This is a genomic window from Rhodococcus sp. B10 (genome assembly GCF_011770055.1).
Taxonomy (GTDB): domain Bacteria; phylum Actinomycetota; class Actinomycetes; order Mycobacteriales; family Mycobacteriaceae; genus Rhodococcoides; species Rhodococcoides kyotonensis_B.
Genome location: NZ_JAAFYV010000051.1, coordinates 1 through 19,709 on the forward strand (window position 1 = coordinate 1; position 19,709 = coordinate 19,709).

Below are 19,709 nucleotides of genomic sequence, written 5' to 3' on the forward strand. Positions count from 1 at the left end.
TAAGAGACAGGAACTCGGCGCGGCGGTGGTGGGCCCTGCCTGGGGTTCCCCCGGTTCCGCTGGTCGTCGTTCACGATGTGACTGTACCCAGGGAGTGGAGCCTGCAGGAATGACCGGAGGGCGAGGAGTGGAGCCTGCAGGAATGACGAGGGGTTTTCACGGCAGCCACGACAACTGGTTTTTCAGGGCTGTGTATCCGACGAAGGCGATGATGTCGATCACCGCGTGAGCGATGAGCAGCGGCCACAACCGGCCGATCTTCTGCCAGTACCGGCCGAACACGAGACCCATCGCGACGTTGCCGATTCCGCCGCCGAGGCCCTGGTAGAGGTGGTAGGACCCGCGCAGCAGGGCCGAGGCGAGCAGGGATGCGTTCTCGGAGACGCCGAGGCGTCGTAGCCGCGAGATGAGGTAGGCGACGACGATGATCTCCTCGGCGCCCGAGTTGGCGAAGGCGTAGCCGACGAGGGCCGGAACACGCCACCAGTGGTCGTCGATCGCACTGGGGACGACGGTGAGGTTCAGGCCCAGTGCGTTGGCGACGAGGTACAGCGCGAGCCCCGGAATGCCGATGAGCGCGGCCAGACCGACCCCGTGGAGCAGGTCGGGCCGAACGCGGGGTTTCGCGAGACCGATCAGCTTCGGTCCGAGCCCGGCACGCCACAGCAGATACAGGCCGAGCGCACCCCACGCGCACAGGCGGAGAATGCGCAGGACCTGGTAGAGCAGGTCGATGATGCCGAGGCTCGAGCTCGACGTGTTCAGGGCGACGGTCTGATCCGACAGACTGCCTGCGAGCAGCGCGTCCTCGACGAGGGACAGCATGCTGCTGAGTCCGCTGAGCCCGAACGTCACCAGAAGGACGATCGCTATCTCGATCTTGATCGCACGTCGCTCGGACGGTTCCAGCGGAGGGCCGGTAGTCGGCGACGGCGGATTCAGCCAGCTCTTGACGTCGATCACGAAGGCAAGTCTGCCTCGTGCGACTCAACTCCTGGCGCGCAGTCCGTTCAGAAACGGGCATCCCGCGAGGACGCGAAGTGCTCGGCTCAGCGACATCGTGTCGTCCACGGGCTCGGCGAAACCGAGTCGAACGTCGTTGTCTCCGTAGTCGCTTTCGATGCGCAACCGGATGCCGTAGCGGTCGATGCCCAGTGGGCGGATGCGTCCTTGCCGCAGCGACGGGGGGAGGCGTCGGGCAAGCTGGTTGACGAGGTCGGTGTGATCCTCGTCGAGATGCTGCAGCCAGCTGGTTTCCATCTCCCAGAACGGATCCGGCTCGGCTGCGAGCAGATCGTCGACGGCAACGGGCTCGGCGCCCGTACTGTCGGCGACGACGGCCGACGACATGATCAGGCGAAGAAGTACGGTGCTGTGTCCGACGTCGAGCAGCGACGGGTGTGGATGTTCGGCGGCGACCGCCCCGGCCATCGGGCGCATGAGCGACTCGGGAACGGGACGCAGCTCGCCGCGCAACCACACCAGCGATCGGACCGGCTCGCGTAGTGCCAGTGGCGCGTGATCGGTCAGTTCGAGCACGGCCGGAACTCCTGCGCGGGACGATTGCCACGCGATGGACCCCATGGGCGAGTCCATCGGCACCGCGAGGACCACCTCACCGTTGGAGCGCAGATGATGCATCGTGGTGACCACGGGTTCGCTGCCCTCGATGGCGAGTGCAGCACCCTCCGCACGCGCACATGCGCTGCGAACGCGTTCGGCGGTGGACGGTCCGTTGGTGGTAGCGCCGAGCATGGGCTTCCTCCGATGCGTGGGATACGAGGTGAGGCAAACCTAAGTTAGTCCACACTTCCTTGGACCGCAAGTGCAGCGGGCGGTCTAGCGTGTAGACGGTGTCCATTCCCTTGACGCTGGGCGTACCGCACCGGCCCGACCCGAACGCGCTCGTCGCAGGCCTCCTGCAGCAGCGATACCCCGCGTCCACCGGCGGCGAGAGGGCGATCACGGCAGGTCCCGTCGTCGTTCCGGCCTCCGTCCTGCTGGGTCTGGACGACGACGTGCAGCTCGGTCGCGTGGTCGTGGAGCTCGACGTGGATCCGGACCGGCTGCGCGACAGCCGCGCGTCGTACGAGGTCGTGCGGTACACGGTGAACGTCGATGACGACACCCTTCCCGACGCGCTCGCGCTGCGGCTGCCGTCGCCCGTCGTCCTCTATCCCGAATTGTCCGACGCGTCGGCGCTGGACACCGTGACCGCGATCGTCGACGCTCACCGCACCCCGGGCATCGCGGCCTGGCAGCCCCCGCGTCATATCGCCGACGTGCTTGCCGTCGTCGCGCATTCCGAGGTCGGATTCACCGCGCGGGCCCGGTCGGGTGCCGACGCGATCGCCGTCGTCGCGGCCACCGTCGCCGCGCTGCGTGGCGACGACATTCCTGCCGCGCTGGCTGATCCCGACGTCGCGGCCTTGGCGGCACTGCGCCCCGAGGCGGCAGATGCCGTCCGTACCGTGTTGCTCGGCATCGAGGTGGACGACGCATCGGCCGCGCATCGCGAACTGGACGCGGCGGGTTTGATCCGCACGGATTCGCTGGGGACGTAATCTGGCAGTCGTGCCTAGAATCGCGTACTTCGGCCCGTCGGGAACGTTCACCGAAATGGCGCTCGGCCAGTTGGAGGCCGCAGGCGTCCTCGATTCACTCGGATTCGGTCGCGATATCGAACGTGTCCCGTACGGCAGTCAGCCGGCAGCGTTGCAGGCCGTGCGCGACGGTGAAGCGGCTGCCGCGGTGGTACCCATCGAGAGCTCGGTCGAAGGTTCGGTTCCTCCGACGCTCGACGCGTTGGCTGCGTCCAGCCGGTTGCAGATCATCGCCGAGACCGAGATCGACGTCGCCTTCTCGATACTCGGGCGGCCGGGAATCGCGCTCGACGACGTGAAGTCGGTCCGCGCGTATCCCATTGCGGCAGCGCAGGTTCGAGAGTGGCTGGAGCGAAGGATCCCGGACGCCGAGGTGCAGTTCGCGTCGTCGAACGCCGGTGCGGCAGAGGACGTCGCTGCCGGTCTCGCCGACGCGGCCGTCTCGACGTCCCTTGCCGGAGAGAGGCTGGGACTGCCGTCCCTGGCCGACGGCGTCGCCGACGTGGACACGGCTCGCACCCGCTTCGTGCTCGTCAGCCCGCCGCGGCGTGCGCCCGCCCCTACCGGAGCGGACCGCACCGCGCTGGTGTTGATGCCCGACAACGTGCCCGGTGTGCTGCAGTCCGCCCTCGCCGAGTTCGGACTCCGCGACATCGACCTGACCCGCATCGAATCACGGCCCACCCGAAAGGAATTCGGAACCTACAGGTTCTTCGTCGACTGCGCCGGCCATATCGAGGACCCGATCGTGGCCGAAGCGCTCGGCGCCCTGCATCGCAAGATGACTCTTCGATTTCTCGGATCCTGGCCCGTCGCGATGGGAACAGGAAGCACGCCGCCTTCGTTGGACGAGCAGATCGGATGGTTGGAGCGACTGCGCGAGGGCAAGTCGGACGACGGGCAAGGCGGATAGATGACGGGCAAGTTGATACTGGTGCGGCACGGTCAGACGTTCGCGAACGTCGAGAAACGCCTCGACACCCTCCCGCCCGGCGCAGCACTGACCGACCTCGGACACGAACAGGCCAAGCGCTTCGGCGACACACTCGTCGCGACGCCCCCGAGCGTCCTGGTCTCGTCGGTGGCGTTGCGTGCGCGCCAGACCGCCGAGCACATCGCCAGGGCCACCTCCGTCCCCGCCCAGGAACGTGACGGTATCCAGGAGACGTTCGTCGGTGAGTGGGAAAACCGCACCGACAAGGAAGCACACGACGCCTTCACGGCGATCTACGGCAAGTGGCAGGCCGGCAACCTCGACGCGCAGGCCCCCGGCGGGGACAGCGGACGGTCCATCTTGGGCCGTTACGTGCCGGTGCTCGAATCGCTACGCGACGAGTACCTGACGGATCTGGATGCTCCCGATGTGGTCGTGGTCAGTCACGGTGCCGCCATTCGCCTGGTGGGCGCGGTGCTGGGAGGCGTCGACGGTGAGTTCGCCGCCGACAACCACCTGAACAACACCGAGACCGTCGAACTGGTGCCGACGCCAGGCGGTGGCTGGACCTGCGTCCGCTGGGGCACGTTCCTGCCGCCGTTCGCGGGCAAGGGAAGTCACGTCGCGGACAACCCGATCAGCTGACGCCCGACGCTTCCGCTCGCTGTGTCATGTCGTCGAGCGCCGACCTGATGCGCGCATCGGAACCGGGCGCGAACGACGTCCATCGTCGACCGTCTGCGGCGGTACTCGTGGTCGCGACGAGGCGGCCCCGTGGAGTGTCGAACACCGCGATCGGAAGTGGATCGGTAGCGCTGGTTCCGAAATTTGTTGTCGTGCAAGTTATTTCAATGTGTGCGGTGCATGTGGCGAGAGCCGACGCGATGTCCGCGGCTGCGGAACGGTCGATACCGAGACTTGCTAGACGGTCGGCAGTGGCTCCGGCGTCGGTCGGGCTGGCATCGAGGGCCTCGGCGAGAGTGTCGGTCGGCGCGGAGACGCCCACGAAGTCCAAGGCAGGCTCGCTCCCGACGGCGTCGAGCACGTCACGCGCGGGATCGGCGACGGTGGCGCGGATGGTGAGGAGGCCGGATCGGCGTACGGCGATCACCGAACCGGACTCGCTTGCCGCCCGGCAGACCCGAGTGATCGACCCGGTGCCGTACGGGCGCGGAACGAGCCGGGCCGCGATGTACCAGGTGGGACGCTCGAGAGTGCGCAGCCACGCCTCGAGATCCGGATGTACGTGATCGTCGCTGACCGCTCCGTGCTCGACGAGCCCCGCACGCCCACGAACCAGCGCGGCCTGCCGATCCGCGGCCGCGTCGAAACGCGGGAAGACGTCGAGCACGACGGGCAGTTCGGCGATGCCGAGCCGCTCGACGAGGTAGTCCATGCAATCGTCGTCGAGCTCGACGAACGGAAGGCCGTGGCCGACAGGTCGCGTTCCCAAGTCGATCAACGACCGTTCCGATCACCGGGTCGTTCCGTAGGCTCCACTCCTGCCGGTTCGGCGCCGATGACGGACGGCGCCACCGTACGTCCGTCCGCGAAGTGCTCGAACTGCTTGAGGTAATCGGGGGTGTCGTGTTCGTCGTCTCCGTCGTCGGCGCGAACTCCCGCCATCGGGGCGGCCGCGTGACCACCGCGAGTGGCGGCGGCCGCGTCGAGTGGTCCTGTCCCTGGGCCTCCGGAGAGGTTGCTGCCGAACATGTTTCGTTCGGTTCCGGCAAGTTGTCCTGTGACGCTTCCTGGTGCTGCTGCCGGAAGGCGTGAACCTCCGAGCGACCCACCGCTCGAGCCGAGGCCCGAAAGACCGCCGGGGCCAGTGGAAGTCGACGACACCGCCCGCGTCCGGACCGGTGCACCGGCATCTCCCCGGGTGGCTGCCTGCATCGGTGCGGGAGACTGGGATGTGCCCTGAGTGGCACTCATCAGTGACGACACCGCTGCGCCGCCGAGATTGGTTGCCGCGGAGGCGACCGTCGTGACCGACGACCCGGCGACGGTACCCGCCGTGCTCGCGGCCTGTCCGATCGCGCCTGCTACGGCCGGATTCTGTACTGCCGCAGTGACTGCGGCGATGGCGGCCTGTGCGGGGGACGTGCGTGCACCGAACCCGAACACTCCGGATTCCTCGTAGGACGTCGCGCCGTCGATGGATGTCGACGCCCGCGACGACGCACCCGAGGCGTCGACGACGATCTCGGGTGGGCTGTCGAACGAAACCGGTACGGCGAGTGGCGTCGTCGCAGCTTCGTAGGCCTCCATGACGAGACCTGCTCGGACGTCGAGGACGCGGGCAGTGGCTTCGAGTGCCGCGGCACTTCCGTTCAGTGCTCCGCCGGTGCCGTACGCGGCGACCTTGGCGGATTCCACCGCGGCGATCTCGACCGGGTTCGGCATCGCGACGGTGGCCGTCGTGTAGGCCGCAGCCTCACCTGCCGCGTGGATTCCGACGTCGGCTGCCTTGATGGCCGACGCCTGCGCCCACGCGGAGAACGCACCGAGCCTGGCCTGCGCTGCGTCGGCGGTCGAGCCCTCCCATCCGGCAGCGAGGATCGCCATCACGCGGGTGACGGTGACCGCTGCGTCCGTGTACGCAGCGGCCACCGACTGCCACACGCCCGACGCCGCCGCCAGCGGTGCGGGCCCGGCCCCGGCCAACAGCGTCGTCGAATTGACCATCGCCGTGCGTGGCAACCACACGACTCCTGTCACTCCCAGCGTCATCGATCTACCCCCGTCGTGTGATGGTGTTTCCCGGCTCAGATGCCCAGTGCGCGACTGTGTTCGAGGTCGACGTCGCGATACGCCGCGGCCTGTGTACGCAAGGCTGCCGCGGTCTGAATCAGCTCGTCGGCGGCCTCGCGTGCGGTCGGCGTGTACGAGCCGGCAGCGTGCTTGAAGTAGCGGTTGGCCAACAGGGACACCTCTTCGCTGCCCGACGGAAGCACCTGAATCGGAAGCGACGCCGCAGCCAGACTTGCCTGCAACCGGGAGGCGACCGCGTCGAGCTCCGCGGCAGCGGCTTCGAGAGCGACAGGGTCCACACGCACGTGTGCTGGCATCAGTACTCCCTTACCAGGAATGAAAGAGCTCCGGGATCGAACGAGAACTCCGTTCTCGTAGGAGTTGGACGGCATCCGCGGGTGATCGGTTCCCGGTTGGAGGAAAAAGGCTCAGGCGATTCTTCCGGCGACGTTCATCGACTCCGCGCGTTCTCCGCTTCGATGTGACGTTCGAGCTATCTGATCGTATGAATGGACCATTCGAGCGGCGTGGGACCGAAGATCAGCCGAACCCGAGCTCGTGCAACCGCTCGTCGTCGATGCCGAAGTGGTGGCCCACCTCGTGGGCGACCGTGATGGCGATTTCGCGACGAGCGGTGTCGGCGTCGTCGACCATCTCGAGGATCGGTCGACGGTAGATGGTGATGACGTCGGGAAGATGACCGCTGTATTCGAAGCGCTCGGTCAGCGCGATTCCTTCGTACAGTCCGAGGATGTCCTCGGTGGGGTGTTCGTCTTCGACCAGGACGACGACGTTGTCCATGAAGTCGATGATCGCGGGCGGGAGGGTGTCGAGGGCGTCGGAGACCACGTTGTCGAAGTCGGCGTCGCTCATGTGGAAAGGAATGTCACCCTCCCGGGGTGATCGGGGCTGCGCCGGGCAGCGGGGTCGGCAAGGCGCGTCCGTCCGGTGCCGCCGGTGGTGGGACGGGTGCCTGACCGTTGATCAGGATGTCGCCCTTGGCGCTTCCGGTGATGGTGGCGAATCCGCCTTCGTCGAGCTCCTTGCCCACCGAGCAGGTGATCTGTCGACTACCGGCCAGCCAGCTGGTGACGTCGATGGTGTTCCAGAACAGCGTCAGCGTCTTGTCGCGCAGAGCCGTGTCGGAGCCCAAGTAGGTGTTGACGGTGGCGGTGCATGTCGGTTCGAGGTAGGCGTCCTGGTCTGCTTCGCTGGGGATTCCGCTCGGGAACTGCTGCTGAAGATCGACGATCGACGCCACCTCGAACGCGTGGGGCGAATTGCAGTCGACGGGGTCGGCGGGCACGTTCTGGTTGATGCCGATGCAGGTGCCGACGTCCCATACGTTCGACTGGTCCTGGTCGAGCACCGAACCGGTCATCTCCTGAGGGACCCCGGTGTTCGACGACTGCTGGATGCCACATCGGAGTGTCCGCTCGCCTGCCATCCATCCGGACTGCGACGGGAACATGAGTCCGACGCTGAACTTGCCGTTCGGATCGAACTTGGTGCCCAGATAGTCGTCGACGATGCCGACGCAGTGCTCGTCGCGCAACTGGCCGAAGCGCAGTGCCCCTGGATAGGCCGAGCCGGGCGCGAACTCGATGCCGGGGTACGCGCTCAGGTCGACGTCCTGGGCGACCTCGAACCGGTGCGGTTCCGCACACGACACCTCGGCGAGATCCTGACGGTCGGTCTCGGGATCGTCGGTCGGCGTCCACTGCAGGCACGTGCCAGGATCGGCGGATCCGAACGACCTCGCGGACACAGGTCCGCTGGTGGCAGGCCCGGAATCGGCGTGGGTGGTGATCTTCTCGGGTTGCGAGAAGCCCCCGGAGACGAAGAGGGTCACGACGGCGGCCGCGACCGCGCCGATCGCGATCAACGCCAGCCCTCGGCGCGCGACGGGCGCGGTCACGGTGCGCTGGTTGCGTCGTGGTTTCGAGCGCCCGGACCGGGCGGGATCGGGTGTGGACATCTCCTCCATCATGCCCGAGTATGTTCGGTTCCCATGACGCACCCGGATGCAGACGACGCCGACATCGCCGAATTGGCGGGCCGACTGTTCACCATGGCGCGCACCGGTGACACGGCCGCGCTCGCGAGCTACCTCGACGCGGGCGTCCCGGTCGACTTGAACAACGAGTCCGGTGACACGTTGGTCATGCTCGCGTCGTACCACGGTCACGCGGAGACGGTTCGAGTGCTGGTCGAACGGGGTGCCGACGTGAACCGTCCGAACGACAAGGGACAGACGCCGCTGGCCGGGGCGGTGTTCAAGGGCGAGGACGACGTCGTGCAGGCGCTCGTCGAGGGCGGCGCGGATCCGCACGGCGGCCACCCGTCGGCGATCGACGCAGCTCGCATGTTCGGACGCGAGGACTACCTGGGGATCCTCGGCAAGTAAGGTTGCATGTCGTGATCGACCTCAAGTTCCTTCGCGAGAACCCTGACGTTGTCCGCGCCTCGCAGCGCACCCGCGGCGAAGACCCCGGTCTCGTCGATGCACTGCTCGAGGCCGATGCCACCCGTCGTGCCGCTGTGTTGACCGGAGATCAGCTCCGCGCCGAGCAGAAGGCGCTGGGTAAGAAGGTCGGCAAGGCGTCCGCCGAGGAGCGGCCGGCCCTGCTCGCGGGCGCATCCGAGCTGGCGGCGAAGGTCAAGGCCGCCGAGGCTGCGCAGAACGAGGCCGACGCGGCCCTCGACGTCGCCGCGCGCAAGATCTCCAACATCGTCGAAGAGGGAGCCCCCGCAGGCGGCGAGGACGACTTCGTGCTGCTCGAGACCGTCGGCGAGATTCCGTCGTTCGATTTCGAGCCGAAGGATCACCTCGAGCTCGGCGAGTCGCTGAACCTCATCGACATGGAACGCGGCGCGAAGGTCTCGGGCTCGCGGTTCTACTTCATGACCGGCTACGGCGCGCTGCTGCAGCAGGGAATGCTGCAGCTCGCGGCCCAGAAGGCGGTCAAGAACGGTTTCCAGATGATGATCCCGCCGGTGCTCGTGCGCCCCGAGATCATGGCGGGAACCGGGTTCCTCGGTGCGCATGCCGACGAGATCTATCGACTCGAAGCCGACGACCTGTACCTCGTCGGTACATCCGAGGTCGCGCTCGCGGGTTACCACTCGGGCGAGATCATCGACCTGTCCGACGGCCCGAGGCGCTACGCCGGATGGTCGTCGTGCTTCCGCCGCGAAGCAGGCAGCTACGGCAAGGACACACGCGGCATCATCCGTGTGCACCAGTTCGACAAGATCGAGATGTTCTCGTACGTCAAGCCCGAGGACGCAGAGGCCGAGCACAAGAAGCTGCTCGAATTCGAGCGGGAAATGCTTGCGGCAGTCGAGCTTCCGTACCGCATCATCGACGTCGCAGGCGGCGATCTCGGCTCTTCGGCGGCGCGCAAGTACGACTGCGAAGCCTGGGTCCCGACGCAGAACGCGTACCGCGAGCTGACATCGACGTCGAACTGCACCACGTTCCAAGCGCGGCGCTTGAACGTCCGCTACCGCGACGAGAACGGCAAGCCGCAGATCGCCGCGACGCTCAACGGAACTCTGGCGACGACGCGATGGATCGTGGCGATCCTGGAGAACCACCAGCAGGCCGACGGCACCGTGCGCGTCCCCGAGGCGCTGGTTCCGTTCGTCGGGACGGACGTGCTGCGCTAGCGCGCAGGTGAGTGGCAATGTATAGCGCGCTATACATTGCCACTCACGGGTGGCGTCAGCCGCCGTATTTCGCCGTGACCCGGTGCTCCAACCACTGCAACGCGATCGTCGGCGGTAGCGCCATCACCATGATGAGCACGACGGTGCCCATGATGTTCTCCATCCGCACGAGGCTGACGTTGCGCAGCAACTCGTAGCCGATTCCGCTCGACGACGAAAACATCTCGGCGAGAAGCAAACCGAGGAACGCGAGACCGAACGTCATCCGCATACCCGTCGCCAGTGCCGGAAGCGCCGACGGGATGACGATCTGCCGGATCAACCGTGGCCAACCGACCTGAAGCGAGGGCGCCTGCCGCACGGGTGGCGGAGCCGCACTACGCCCACGCGATGCGCTTCGGATCCCCGTGGCATTCGACGATCGCGGCGTGGTCGGCGTCGAAGTAGTCCCAGGCCCAGGTGAGGAACGCGTCGACCTTGCTGTGTGCGCCGCTGAGCAGCGCGGCATGGACGCCGAGCCACGCCGCGAACGCGATCGGCCCCTCGATCTGATGACGGTGCTCGCCGATCTCGGCGACCGCGGCACCGCGACCGATCATCGCCATGATGCCCTTGTCCCGGTAGGAGAACGGCTTCGTCGCCTTGCCCTCGGCTGTGCGCAGAATGTTGTGCGCGACCCACGTTCCTGCCTGCTGCGCGACGGAACCCAACTGCGGCAATGGTTTTCCGTCGTCGCCAGGAATGTTCGCGACGTCGCCGACGGCATACACCGCGTCGACACCGGGAACGGTGAGATCGGCGGACACGTCGATTCGTCCACCGTGGCCGAGTGTCACCCCCGCCGTTCCGGCGACCGGAGCTGCGGTCTCCCCGCCGGCCCAGACGACGGTCCGTGACGAGATGCGTGTCCCGTCGCTGAGTTGCACACCGTCCGCGTCGACCGACTGCACGCCGACACCGAGGCGGACCTTGGCGCCGTGTGCGACGAGCGTGTCGTGCGCGTACCGGTGCGACTTGTCGGTGAACGGCGCGAGCAGCGCGGGGCCGTGGTTCACGAGCCACGCATCACCGCGTCCGCCCGGGTGGTTCATCGTGCGCAGCGCGCGGAACAGTTCCGCGAAGGCGCCCGCCGTCTCGACACCTGTCGGACCACCGCCGACGATCACGATGTCCAGCGGGTCCTCGGCGGTGGCCAGCACGTCGCGGACATGGTGCCGAAGTCGCTCGGCGTCGGCGACGGAGTAGAGCGGGAACGACCACTCGTCGGCGCCGGGAGTTCCGAAGAAGTTCGCCGTCGCACCCGCGGCCACGACGAGGTAGTCACCCGAGATCGTCTCGTCGGACGCGACGAGTGAACGCGCCCCGGCGTCGATCGAGCTGATCTCGGCACGAACGACTCGGACCGTCGGCAGATGCTCGAAGATCGACGCGAGAGGCCGGGCGACGTCCTCGGCAGGCAACTGCGACGTCGCGACCTGGTAGAGGAGCGGCTGGAACTGGTGATAGTCGTGTCGGTCGACGATCGTGACGTCGACCCCCTTCTTCCCCAACTCGTGTGCACAGGCAATGCCTGCCAGTCCAGCTCCGGCGACCACCACGTGAGTCATGGGACAACAGTAAGCCCCTCCGTACCGCGTGTGCGGGTTTACGCTCTGGAGATGGTGCGTCTGCGGTCGTGGCTGCTGAGCGATATCACCGAGCAACCGTCGGGACATCTCGGTCCGTATCGCAAGCCGCACAAGGTCGAGCACGCTCATCCGTGGTGGAAGGTGATGTGCCTGACCGGCGTCGACTACTTCTCGACGCTCGGCTACCAACCCGGCATCGCTGCCTTGGCGGCGGGAACGCTGGCGCCGCTGGCTACCGTCGTACTGATTCTGTTGACGCTGTTCGGTGCCCTCCCGGTGTATCGGCGCGTTGCACGGGAAAGCCCGCACGGTGAGGGCTCCATCGCGATGCTGGAGAAGCTGCTCCCCAAATGGGGTGGCAAGATCTTCGTGCTCGTCCTGTTGGGGTTCGCGGCGACGGACTTTCTGATCACGATGACACTGTCGGCGGCCGACGCGTCGGCTCACGTCGTCGAGAACCCGTTCGCGCCTGCAGGTCTGGGCGACGCGGAGGTGATCATCACCCTCGTGCTGCTGGCGCTCCTCGCCGCTGTCTTCTTGAAAGGGTTCACCGAGGCGATCGGTATCGCGGTCGCACTCGTCGGGACGTTCCTGGCGCTGAACCTCGTCGTCGTGATCGTGGGGTTCTGGGAGATCGCCTCCGAGCCATCGCTGATCACCGACTGGCAACACGCCCTGACGGCCGAGCACGGCAATCCGTTGATGATGATCGCCGTCGCGCTCATCGTGTTCCCGAAGCTCGCACTGGGACTGTCCGGTTTCGAAACCGGGGTTGCGGTGATGCCGCAGATCGACGGCCATGTGAGCAGAAATGCGTACTCCTCTACACATTCGCACGCACGGGAGGTAGCCGGGCGTATCCGCGGCGCACGTCGACTGCTCACGACCGCGGCACTGACCATGAGTGGATTCCTGCTGACGTCGAGCATCGTCACGACGATTCTGATCCCTCCGGCTGAGTTCCAGGCAGGGGGACAGGCGAACGGTCGTGCGCTCGCGTATTTGGCGCACGAATACCTGGGGAGTGCGTTCGGAACCGTGTACGACGTCAGCACCATCGCCATTCTGTGGTTCGCAGGCGCGTCGGCGATGGCCGGTCTGCTGAATTTGGTGCCCCGCTATCTACCGAAGTACGGCATGGCCCCTGAATGGGCGCGCGCGGTTCGTCCACTGGTGCTTGTGTTCTCGGTGATCGCGTTCGTCGTGACGCTGTACTTCAAGGCCAGTGTCGACGCACAGAGTTCCGCCTATGCGACGGGTGTGCTGGTGCTGATCACGTCGGCGTCCGTCGCGGTGTCGCTGTCGGCCGCACGTCACGGTCAGCGCAGGCTTGCGTGGATGTTCTCGGTCGTCGCAACGATTTTCGTGTACACGACCGTCGCCAACATCTTCGAGCGTCCCGACGGCGTGAAGGTGGCGTCGTTCTTCATCGCCGCGATCCTTGCGGTGTCGTTCGTCTCGCGGGTGACGCGATCGTTCGAATTGCGTTCTACGTCGGTTACTTTCGATGAGCAGGCATCGGCCTTCGTTGCCGAGGCTGCCGCGAGGGGCAGTATCCAAGTGGTGTGCCACGATGCGCGCAACCTCGATCTCGACGAGTACGGGCAGAAGGAAGCGCAGCAACGCGCGGACAGTCACATTCCGTCGGACGACCCGATCCTGTTCCTGGAGATCAACATCAAGGACGCGTCGGAATTCTCGACGGACATTCTGGTGCATGGTCGGCAGCGCGGCGACTATCGGATTCTGTGGGTCGACGCCGCGGCCGTACCGAACTCGATTGCGGCTGTGCTGCTGCAGATTCGGGATACGACGGGTGTGCGCCCGGACGTCTACTTCGAATGGTCGGAGGGCAATCCCGTCGTCAACCTGTTGCGGTTCCTGTTCATCGGAGTCGGTGAGGTGGCACCGGTGACCCGCGAGGTCATCCGGCGGGCCGAGCGCGATCCGAAGCGGCGGCCGAATGTGCACGTGGGGTGAGCGCCGAAATGTGGGGGCGACGAGCGATCAGAAGAACTGCCCACTCACGAATCCGGCGAGAAGCACTGCCGTACCGCCGATTTCGGCGACAATCAAGGCCCACATGAACGCGTTCGTGCCGTGCACCGGGTTCTGGAACTGATTGTCCGTGTCCTTCGCCCACCCGTGGTACATGTAGCTCGCGATGGCCGCGACGAAGAAGAACACCACCACCGAACCCGCGATGAGGTTCACGGCCGTCGGGAATCCGGAGAACTCCGTCAGCGCGGCCAGCACGAGTGTCGCGAACGAGTACATCAGCGCAGCGCGATGCGCGATGTCGACGTACGGGTGGGCCAGAGCCGTCGGCGACGTCGACATTTCGCGGAACTTCCACACCCCGAGCGCGAGCGCCCACAACAGAATCAAGCCTGCGAACAGCAGCAGAATCTTGGTGTCGACGCCGATCATGCGACGTCGCCGATGCAGTAGCCGTTCGGCCCGGATGCAAGCGTGAACACTCGATTCTGCTCGAACCCCGACACGTCGGTGACGTCGGCGTACACCGTCGTATAGGTCCCGTTCACCGCTGCGACGTAGACACTGTCGGGGTTGTACGACGCGGACCCGGTGAGCCGGCCGGGGTTGTTCACCAGCGGCGGAACCGTCGGCGCGCCGGTGCCCTGCGGGTCCCACGTCGGCTCGTCGGCACAGACGAGAGGGAAGTCGCCCTCGAGATCGCCCGGCGACACGGGACTGCCGGTGAACCGGCCCAGGTAGCGGGCGACGGTGTAGGTGGCGTCGGCGTCCGAGAAGACGGGCCCTGTTCCGGCGGGTGCGACGCGCGGGCACGCATAACCCGACGCGGTGTCGGTGCGTGCGACGGACAGTGTGACCGCGGGCCCGTTCCATGTCACTGTGGACGGCCCGTCGACGCCGGGTGCGGCGGCCGCGTCGAGAATCGCCGGTACGTTCGCATACTGCTGCGGAACCTCGGACGGCGGGATGGTCCAGCATGTCGGTGCGACGGCCGGGATGCCGCCCGCTTCGAGGTCGACCAGGAACGCACGCAGCGCCGACGCGGCCTCCGGGTTCCCCGCGACGTCTCCGACCGCCGGTCCGGGAGGGGGTGCGACTGTGGTGGTCGGCTGCGTCGTGGTGGTCGTGTCCTCCGTGGTCGGCGCCGACTGCGTCTCGGTCGGCAGCCCCTGCTGACCGTCGCCCCCGCATGCGGTGAGCGCCAGAACTGCCACCGACAGCCCGACTCCGGCGATGGAAAAACGGCGCACGTCACTCATGTTCAGCTGACCTTCCCCACTTTGTCTTCTCCCCGAGTAGCCGATGCGACTACGCTAGCCGACTGTGGAACCCGTCTACCGATCTGTCATCGGCATTGCCCGTGCGGTCTTCGCTTTCGAAGGCCTGAAATTCGAGGTCGAGGGCGAGGAGAACATCCCTGCGACCGGCGGTGCGGTCATCGCGGTCAATCACACCGGCTACATGGACTTCACCTACGCGGGTCTGCCGCCGCGGAGCGTGAAGCGGTACATCCGCTTCATGGCGAAGAAGGAAGTGTTCGACAACAAGATCTCCGGCCCGATCATGCGCGCTCTGAAGCACATCCCGGTCGATCGTGCTGCGGGCGCCGAGTCCTACAAGGCGGCAGTGCAGGCCCTGCAGAAGGGTGAACTGGTCGGCGTGTACCCGGAAGCGACCATCAGCCGGAGCTTCGAGATCAAGGAGTTCAAGTCCGGCGCGGCACGCATGGCCATCGAAGCGGGCGTTCCGATCATCCCGACGGTCATCTGGGGCGCGCAGCGCGTGTGGACCAAGGGATTTCCGAAACGGTTGGGGCGCACCAACACTCCGATCTCGATTGCCGTCGGCGAGCCGATCGCTCCCGTCGGTCCCGCGAGTGAACTGACCGAGAAGCTGCACTCGACGATGCAGGAGATGTTGCTGAAGCTGCAGACCGGTTACGAGCACGAGGCCGGCGCCTACTGGGTGCCCGCGCGTCTCGGTGGTAGCGCTCCGACGCTCGAGGAAGCCAACAAGCTCGACGCCGACGACGCGGCCGCGAAAGCAGCACGGAGACAATAGAAGTAACGATGTCCCGCGAACCCGTCTACGCCACCCTCACCGCGCTGGTGCGGGCGATCACGGCGGTGCAGGGTTTGCGGACCACCTACCGCGGCACCGAGAACATTCCGCGCGAGGGCGGCGTCGTGCTTGCGGTCAATCACACGGCGTACCTGGACTTCATGCAGGTCGGGCTCGTCGCGCGGCGCGGTAAGCGGCGGGTTCGCTTCATGATGAAGAAGGAATTGGAAGCGAACCCGATCGTCGGGTTCTTGATGCGGCACTGCAAAGCGATCGGCGTCGATCGTGAGGCCGGGGCAGCGTCTTTTGCGGCCGCAGTCGAATCATTGCGCGACGGCGAACTGGTGTGCGTCTATCCCGAGGCCACGATCAGTCGAAGCTTCGAGCTCAAACGGTTCAAGTCGGGTGCCGCGCGGATGGCTCTCGAAGCTCAGGTGCCGATCGTTCCCGTCGCGATCTGGGGCGCGCAGCGGGTCATGACGAAGGACATTCCGAGGGCGGTGGGTCGGCACAATTTCCCGATCCACATCGCCGTCGGCCCGCCCATCCAGCCGCACGGCACGCCCGACGAGCTGACCGCCGAGCTGCGGACGGCGATGGAGACGACGCTCGCGGCGGCGCAGGACGGGTACGAGCATCCCGTCGGCGCACGGTGGGTTCCGCGACGCCTCGGCGGAACAGCACCGACGCTGGACGAGGCACTGAAGATCGAAGAGGCCGAAATGGCGGCCAGACGGGCTGCGAGGGAGAAGTAGCGTCAGGCCACCGACGCGTGCCATACCAGTGCCGCCGCGAGCGCGCCGAGGCCGTTGAGCGACCAGTGCAGTGCGATCGGGGCGAGCAAACTGCCACTCCGACGCCTCAGCCACGTGAAGACGAACCCGGCGGCCGCGGTTGCGAGGACGGCGGCGACGATACCCGCGACCTGGCCGAACACTCCTCCACCCAGGAAGTTGCTCAGCCCGGCGTTGCCTGCGGTCAGGCCAAGCGACGACGCGATGTGCCACAGTCCGAACATCAGAGATCCGGCGGCGAAGACACCGCGAGCGCCGTAGATCCGACCCAGCGTGCCGTGCAGTACCCCGCGGAACGCGAGTTCCTCGGGGATGACCGTCTGTAGCGGGATGACGATCATCGACGCCACCAGAGCAGCCGAGATGGTCGCGTAACGGTCTGCCATGAAGAACGGCCTGGTCAGCGGCAGCAATGCACCGATCGCGACGACGGCGAGCACGAGCCCGACGGCACCGAGCGCGTACAGCGAGCCGGTCTTCCACTGTCTCGGGGACAGGCCGAGTTCGGCCCACCCGAGCCCGCGCCGACGCGTCAGGGCAACCAGGACGACGGCCGCGATCGGGACCGTCGCGACGCTGGCCCACACGGTGGTGAAGTGCGCGATCAGGTTGGTGCAGACGAGTACGGCGACGACGATGGCGACGTCGAGGTACGCGTGGAAGCCGCGCCAGCGAGCAGCGTTCGCGGCGTCCTTCGTCATGAGCATCCCGCCGAGTGTACGGACGGTTCCTGAGAACGTCCGCCGAACGAGGGATCACCGTGGCTGCGTTGCCCGTCGCAATCCGCGGTAGGCCGGGACGACGGAGACGGCGAAGATTCCGACCGCCCAGATGCCCGCTTTCGCCAGCGCCGCGCCGGCCGGTTCACCGAGTGCAACCGCCTGCATCGCCTGGATCGCGCAGCTCATCGGCTGGTACTCGACGAGCGGCTGGATCCATGACGGATAGGCGGCGATCGGCACGAAGCCCGGGCTGAGGAACATCGACAGCGAGCAGAACAACGACACCGTCTCGACGAGTGCCGTCTTGCCGAGCGTGAACGACGCGGCCATGACAGCCGTCGTGAACGCCATGCCGTACACCAACGGGATCAAGACGAACAGCACCACCGAGCCGTGGAACGTGAAACCCAGAAGCAGCCCGACAGCAATGATGGCTAGCGTAGTGACCAGAATTCGTGTGGCTTCTGCCGTCACACGACCCGCGAGGCCGGATGCGCGGTGGATCGGCAACACCCAGAACCTGGCGAGAATGCCTGCGTCCCATTCCCTCCCGAGGGTGACGGCACCGGCGACAGATCCGAGCATCGCGCTGAGCACCGCGGTCATGGGCACTGTCCCGTACAGTGCGTCGTGACCGGAGAATGCGGATACCTGCTGTCCCAGAACGATGTTCAGGATCACCAGCATGATGGCGGGGTAGACGATCGACTGCATCAGGGTCATCGGATCGCGCACGAGATGCAGTAGCAGGCGCCTGCTCTGGATCAGAGTCTGGGGGACAAGTACGGAAGTGGAGTTCTCGGTCATGGGCGTCTCGTATTCACGCGGAGGGACAGGGGAACGAACAGCAGGAGCATGCCCGCGAGCCACAGCACGGCGGGCAGCAGCGAGGACCCGGTGGCGGTGCCGTCGGCGAGGCCTCGCAGTGCCGTGGTGAACTGTGAGATGGGTTGGTTGCGGACGAACGGCTGAACCCACTGGGGGAACTGGTCTATCGGCGCGAAACCGGTCGACAGCAGGCCGAGAATCAGCTGCGGGAGGACGAGGATCTGCGTCGTCGCCTCCGGGCTCGTGGACAGGGTGCCGACCATGTCTGCGCCGACGATCAGTGTCACCGCGATGACGACGACGAAAGCGACGAAACCCACAGTCTGAAGCGCGCTGCCGGAGAACCGGAATCCGATCACATGACCACATGCGAGGGCCGCGGCGGAGGAGATCGCACACTTGAGCAGTCCCGTCGCCACGCGCGACGACAGTGGCACGGCCGGCGAGACGGGCATCGACGCGAACCGTCTGTTGATGCCCGTGGTGGCGTCGGTCGCAGCGAGGAACGCCGCCGAGATGGCCGTGAACGCGATGGCCTGCAACGCGATCAGAGGCATCAGGAACTGCCCGAAGTCGGACACGCCGTTGCCGAACATCGAAATGACCTTCTGCAGTGGCAGATAGAAGCCGATCGTGAACACGACCGGCGCGATCAGCGCCGTCACGAACTCACCCGCACGCATCGACGTGCGCAGCGTGCGCGACGTCAGCACCCACCACTGAAAGCCCGAGGACCGGGCAGGCGCGGTCACGACGCGACCTTGTCTGCGACTGGTGTGCCGGTGAGAGACAGGAAGACCTCGTCGAGCGAGGGGCGTCGCAGTGCGATGTCGACGAGTTCGACGTCGGCACCGTCGATTCGGTGCAGCACCTCGGCCAGCGTGCGGGCGCCGTCGGGCGCGGGAACGGACACCCGGTCGGATGTCGGGTCGAGGAGGAAGCCACCCGGGAACATCGGTCGGAGGACCTCGGCGACGGCGGGCACGTCGTGCGGGTGCAGCGGAACCACCTCGCAGTAACTTCCACCGGTGCGCGCCTTCAGTTCCGCCGAGGTTCCCTCGGCGACGACCGTGCCGTGATCGACCACGACGATCCTGTCGCTCAACACATCTGCCTCCTCCAGGTACTGCGTCGTCAACAATGTGGTGATGCCCTGGTCCGAGAAGCCGGCGACCAAGTCCCACACGGCCTGTCGGCTGCGCGGATCGAGTCCTGTGGTCGGCTCGTCGAGAAACACGACCTCGGGTGGGACGACGAGACCGCAGGCGATGTCGATGCGGCGACGCATCCCACCGGAGTAGCGGCCGACGCGTCGACCGGCCGCGTGGGTGAGGTCGAACTCGTCGAGCAGTTCGTCCGCACGACGCTTCGCATCGCGGCGCCGCATGCCCATGAGTCGGGCGAACATCACGAGATTCTCGTAGCCGGTGAGGGTTTCGTCGAGCGTGGCGTTCTGGCCCGTCAGCATGATGGACGCGCGGACACCTGCGGGGTCGGTGACGACGTCGTGTCCTGCCACGCGTGCCGTCCCGCTGTCCGGTGTGACGAGTGTGGCCAGGACACCGACGGTGGTCGTCTTGCCCGCGCCGTTCGGCCCGAGCACCGCCAGCACCTCACCGCGCTGGGCGGCGAAGTCGATGCCGCGCAATGCCTGGACGGGGCCGAACGATTTGCGGAGGTCGCATACTTCGATCGAGGTGGTCATGTGATCCTTC

23 protein-coding genes are annotated in these 19,709 nt (G+C 66.5%); 8 read left to right on the top strand and 15 right to left on the bottom strand.

What is annotated here, in order from left to right; genetic code table 11:
- Positions 1–156: 156 nt before the first annotated feature.
- Together RhoFasB10_RS24210 and RhoFasB10_RS24215 are read right to left on the bottom strand one after the other, a co-directional pair.
- A complete protein-coding gene (locus RhoFasB10_RS24210; RefSeq protein WP_346764475.1) occupies positions 157–960 on the bottom strand; it encodes a CPBP family intramembrane glutamic endopeptidase in 804 nt (267 codons plus the stop codon).
- 27 nt (positions 961–987) lie between these two features.
- Positions 988–1,755 (bottom strand): DUF2470 domain-containing protein, encoded by a 768-nt coding sequence (locus RhoFasB10_RS24215; protein WP_068429909.1) that lies wholly within the window; start codon positions 1,753–1,755, stop codon positions 988–990.
- 98 nt (positions 1,756–1,853) lie between these two features.
- On the opposite strand from RhoFasB10_RS24215, the gene RhoFasB10_RS24220 reads away from it, so the two are divergent.
- The 3 genes from RhoFasB10_RS24220 to RhoFasB10_RS24230 are packed head-to-tail and all read left to right on the top strand — an operon-like array spanning position 1,854 to position 4,182.
- Positions 1,854–2,564 (top strand): hypothetical protein, encoded by a 711-nt coding sequence (locus tag RhoFasB10_RS24220; protein WP_068429911.1) that lies wholly within the window; start codon positions 1,854–1,856, stop codon positions 2,562–2,564.
- 10 nt (positions 2,565–2,574) lie between these two features.
- On the top strand, positions 2,575–3,516 hold the full coding sequence (pheA, locus tag RhoFasB10_RS24225; RefSeq protein WP_167679014.1) for a prephenate dehydratase: 942 nt from the start codon (positions 2,575–2,577) through the stop codon (positions 3,514–3,516).
- The gene (locus tag RhoFasB10_RS24230; protein ID WP_167679016.1) at positions 3,517–4,182 is read left to right on the top strand and encodes a histidine phosphatase family protein; all 666 of its coding nucleotides are present in this window, start codon (positions 3,517–3,519) and stop codon (positions 4,180–4,182) included.
- Here RhoFasB10_RS24230 and RhoFasB10_RS24235 read toward each other — a convergent pair.
- The 5 genes from RhoFasB10_RS24235 to RhoFasB10_RS24255 form a co-directional block, all read right to left on the bottom strand.
- Positions 4,175–4,999: an ESX secretion-associated protein EspG gene (locus tag RhoFasB10_RS24235; RefSeq protein WP_167679018.1), complete on the bottom strand. Its 825-nt coding sequence runs from the start codon at positions 4,997–4,999 to the stop codon at positions 4,175–4,177. The genes RhoFasB10_RS24230 and RhoFasB10_RS24235 overlap by 8 nt on opposite strands.
- Positions 4,996–6,270, bottom strand: coding sequence for a PPE domain-containing protein (locus tag RhoFasB10_RS24240; protein ID WP_167679020.1), 1,275 nt, complete (start codon positions 6,268–6,270; stop codon positions 4,996–4,998). The genes RhoFasB10_RS24235 and RhoFasB10_RS24240 overlap by 4 nt, the downstream gene beginning before the upstream one ends.
- A gap of 35 nt (positions 6,271–6,305) precedes the next feature.
- Entirely contained in the window at positions 6,306–6,608 is a 303-nt protein-coding gene (locus tag RhoFasB10_RS24245) for a PE domain-containing protein (RefSeq protein WP_167679022.1), read from the bottom strand.
- A 223-nt stretch (positions 6,609–6,831) separates the two neighbouring features.
- Positions 6,832–7,164, bottom strand: a complete 333-nt coding sequence (locus RhoFasB10_RS24250; RefSeq protein ID WP_068429938.1) for a metallopeptidase family protein — start codon at positions 7,162–7,164, stop codon at positions 6,832–6,834.
- A 13-nt stretch (positions 7,165–7,177) separates the two neighbouring features.
- Positions 7,178–8,269 carry a septum formation family protein gene (locus tag RhoFasB10_RS24255; RefSeq protein ID WP_240931439.1) on the bottom strand — a complete coding sequence of 364 codons (1,092 nt, stop codon included), beginning with the start codon at positions 8,267–8,269 and terminating at the stop codon, positions 7,178–7,180.
- 33 nt (positions 8,270–8,302) lie between these two features.
- On the opposite strand from RhoFasB10_RS24255, the gene RhoFasB10_RS24260 reads away from it, so the two are divergent.
- On the top strand, positions 8,303–8,698 hold the full coding sequence (locus RhoFasB10_RS24260; RefSeq protein ID WP_167679026.1) for an ankyrin repeat domain-containing protein: 396 nt from the start codon (positions 8,303–8,305) through the stop codon (positions 8,696–8,698).
- 11 nt (positions 8,699–8,709) lie between these two features.
- Positions 8,710–9,963: a serine--tRNA ligase gene (gene serS / locus RhoFasB10_RS24265; protein ID WP_167679028.1), complete on the top strand. Its 1,254-nt coding sequence runs from the start codon at positions 8,710–8,712 to the stop codon at positions 9,961–9,963.
- Positions 9,964–10,018: 55 nt separating this feature from the next.
- On the opposite strand, the gene RhoFasB10_RS24270 is transcribed toward serS, so the two are convergent.
- Both RhoFasB10_RS24270 and RhoFasB10_RS24275 read right to left on the bottom strand, forming a co-directional pair.
- Positions 10,019–10,324, bottom strand: a complete 306-nt coding sequence (locus tag RhoFasB10_RS24270; protein WP_254303606.1) for an ABC transporter permease subunit — start codon at positions 10,322–10,324, stop codon at positions 10,019–10,021.
- 16 nt (positions 10,325–10,340) lie between these two features.
- Positions 10,341–11,570, bottom strand: coding sequence for an NAD(P)/FAD-dependent oxidoreductase (locus RhoFasB10_RS24275; RefSeq protein ID WP_167679030.1), 1,230 nt, complete (start codon positions 11,568–11,570; stop codon positions 10,341–10,343).
- Between the two features lie 51 nt (positions 11,571–11,621).
- Between RhoFasB10_RS24275 and RhoFasB10_RS24280 the strand changes: the two genes are divergently transcribed.
- Positions 11,622–13,571, top strand: a complete 1,950-nt coding sequence (locus tag RhoFasB10_RS24280) for an amino acid transporter (RefSeq protein ID WP_167679032.1) — start codon at positions 11,622–11,624, stop codon at positions 13,569–13,571.
- A 27-nt stretch (positions 13,572–13,598) separates the two neighbouring features.
- Here RhoFasB10_RS24280 and RhoFasB10_RS24285 read toward each other — a convergent pair whose 3' ends face one another.
- Together RhoFasB10_RS24285 and RhoFasB10_RS24290 are read right to left on the bottom strand one after the other, a co-directional pair.
- Positions 13,599–14,021, bottom strand: coding sequence for a hypothetical protein (locus RhoFasB10_RS24285; RefSeq protein ID WP_167679034.1), 423 nt, complete (start codon positions 14,019–14,021; stop codon positions 13,599–13,601).
- Positions 14,018–14,848 (bottom strand): hypothetical protein, encoded by an 831-nt coding sequence (locus RhoFasB10_RS24290; protein WP_167679036.1) that lies wholly within the window; start codon positions 14,846–14,848, stop codon positions 14,018–14,020. Before RhoFasB10_RS24290 ends, RhoFasB10_RS24285 begins: the two co-directional genes overlap by 4 nt.
- A gap of 64 nt (positions 14,849–14,912) precedes the next feature.
- On the opposite strand from RhoFasB10_RS24290, the gene RhoFasB10_RS24295 reads away from it, so the two are divergent.
- Positions 14,913–15,650 (top strand): lysophospholipid acyltransferase family protein, encoded by a 738-nt coding sequence (locus RhoFasB10_RS24295; protein WP_167679038.1) that lies wholly within the window; start codon positions 14,913–14,915, stop codon positions 15,648–15,650.
- Between the two features lie 8 nt (positions 15,651–15,658).
- Positions 15,659–16,405 (top strand): lysophospholipid acyltransferase family protein, encoded by a 747-nt coding sequence (locus RhoFasB10_RS24300; protein ID WP_167679040.1) that lies wholly within the window; start codon positions 15,659–15,661, stop codon positions 16,403–16,405.
- Between the two features lie 2 nt (positions 16,406–16,407).
- Here RhoFasB10_RS24300 and RhoFasB10_RS24305 read toward each other — a convergent pair whose 3' ends face one another.
- From RhoFasB10_RS24305 to RhoFasB10_RS24320, 4 genes are read right to left on the bottom strand one after another with little or no spacing between them, the layout of a single operon-like run.
- Complete coding sequence (locus RhoFasB10_RS24305; protein ID WP_068429974.1) at positions 16,408–17,151, bottom strand: CPBP family intramembrane glutamic endopeptidase; 744 nt, start codon at positions 17,149–17,151, stop codon at positions 16,408–16,410.
- Between the two features lie 48 nt (positions 17,152–17,199).
- Positions 17,200–17,973: an ABC transporter permease gene (locus RhoFasB10_RS24310; RefSeq protein ID WP_068429976.1), complete on the bottom strand. Its 774-nt coding sequence runs from the start codon at positions 17,971–17,973 to the stop codon at positions 17,200–17,202.
- Positions 17,970–18,746 carry an ABC transporter permease gene (locus RhoFasB10_RS24315; protein WP_068429979.1) on the bottom strand — a complete coding sequence of 259 codons (777 nt, stop codon included), beginning with the start codon at positions 18,744–18,746 and terminating at the stop codon, positions 17,970–17,972. Before RhoFasB10_RS24315 ends, RhoFasB10_RS24310 begins: the two co-directional genes overlap by 4 nt.
- On the bottom strand, positions 18,743–19,699 hold the full coding sequence (locus RhoFasB10_RS24320) for an ATP-binding cassette domain-containing protein (RefSeq protein ID WP_114331117.1): 957 nt from the start codon (positions 19,697–19,699) through the stop codon (positions 18,743–18,745). Before RhoFasB10_RS24320 ends, RhoFasB10_RS24315 begins: the two co-directional genes overlap by 4 nt.
- Positions 19,700–19,709: the final 10 nt, after the last annotated feature.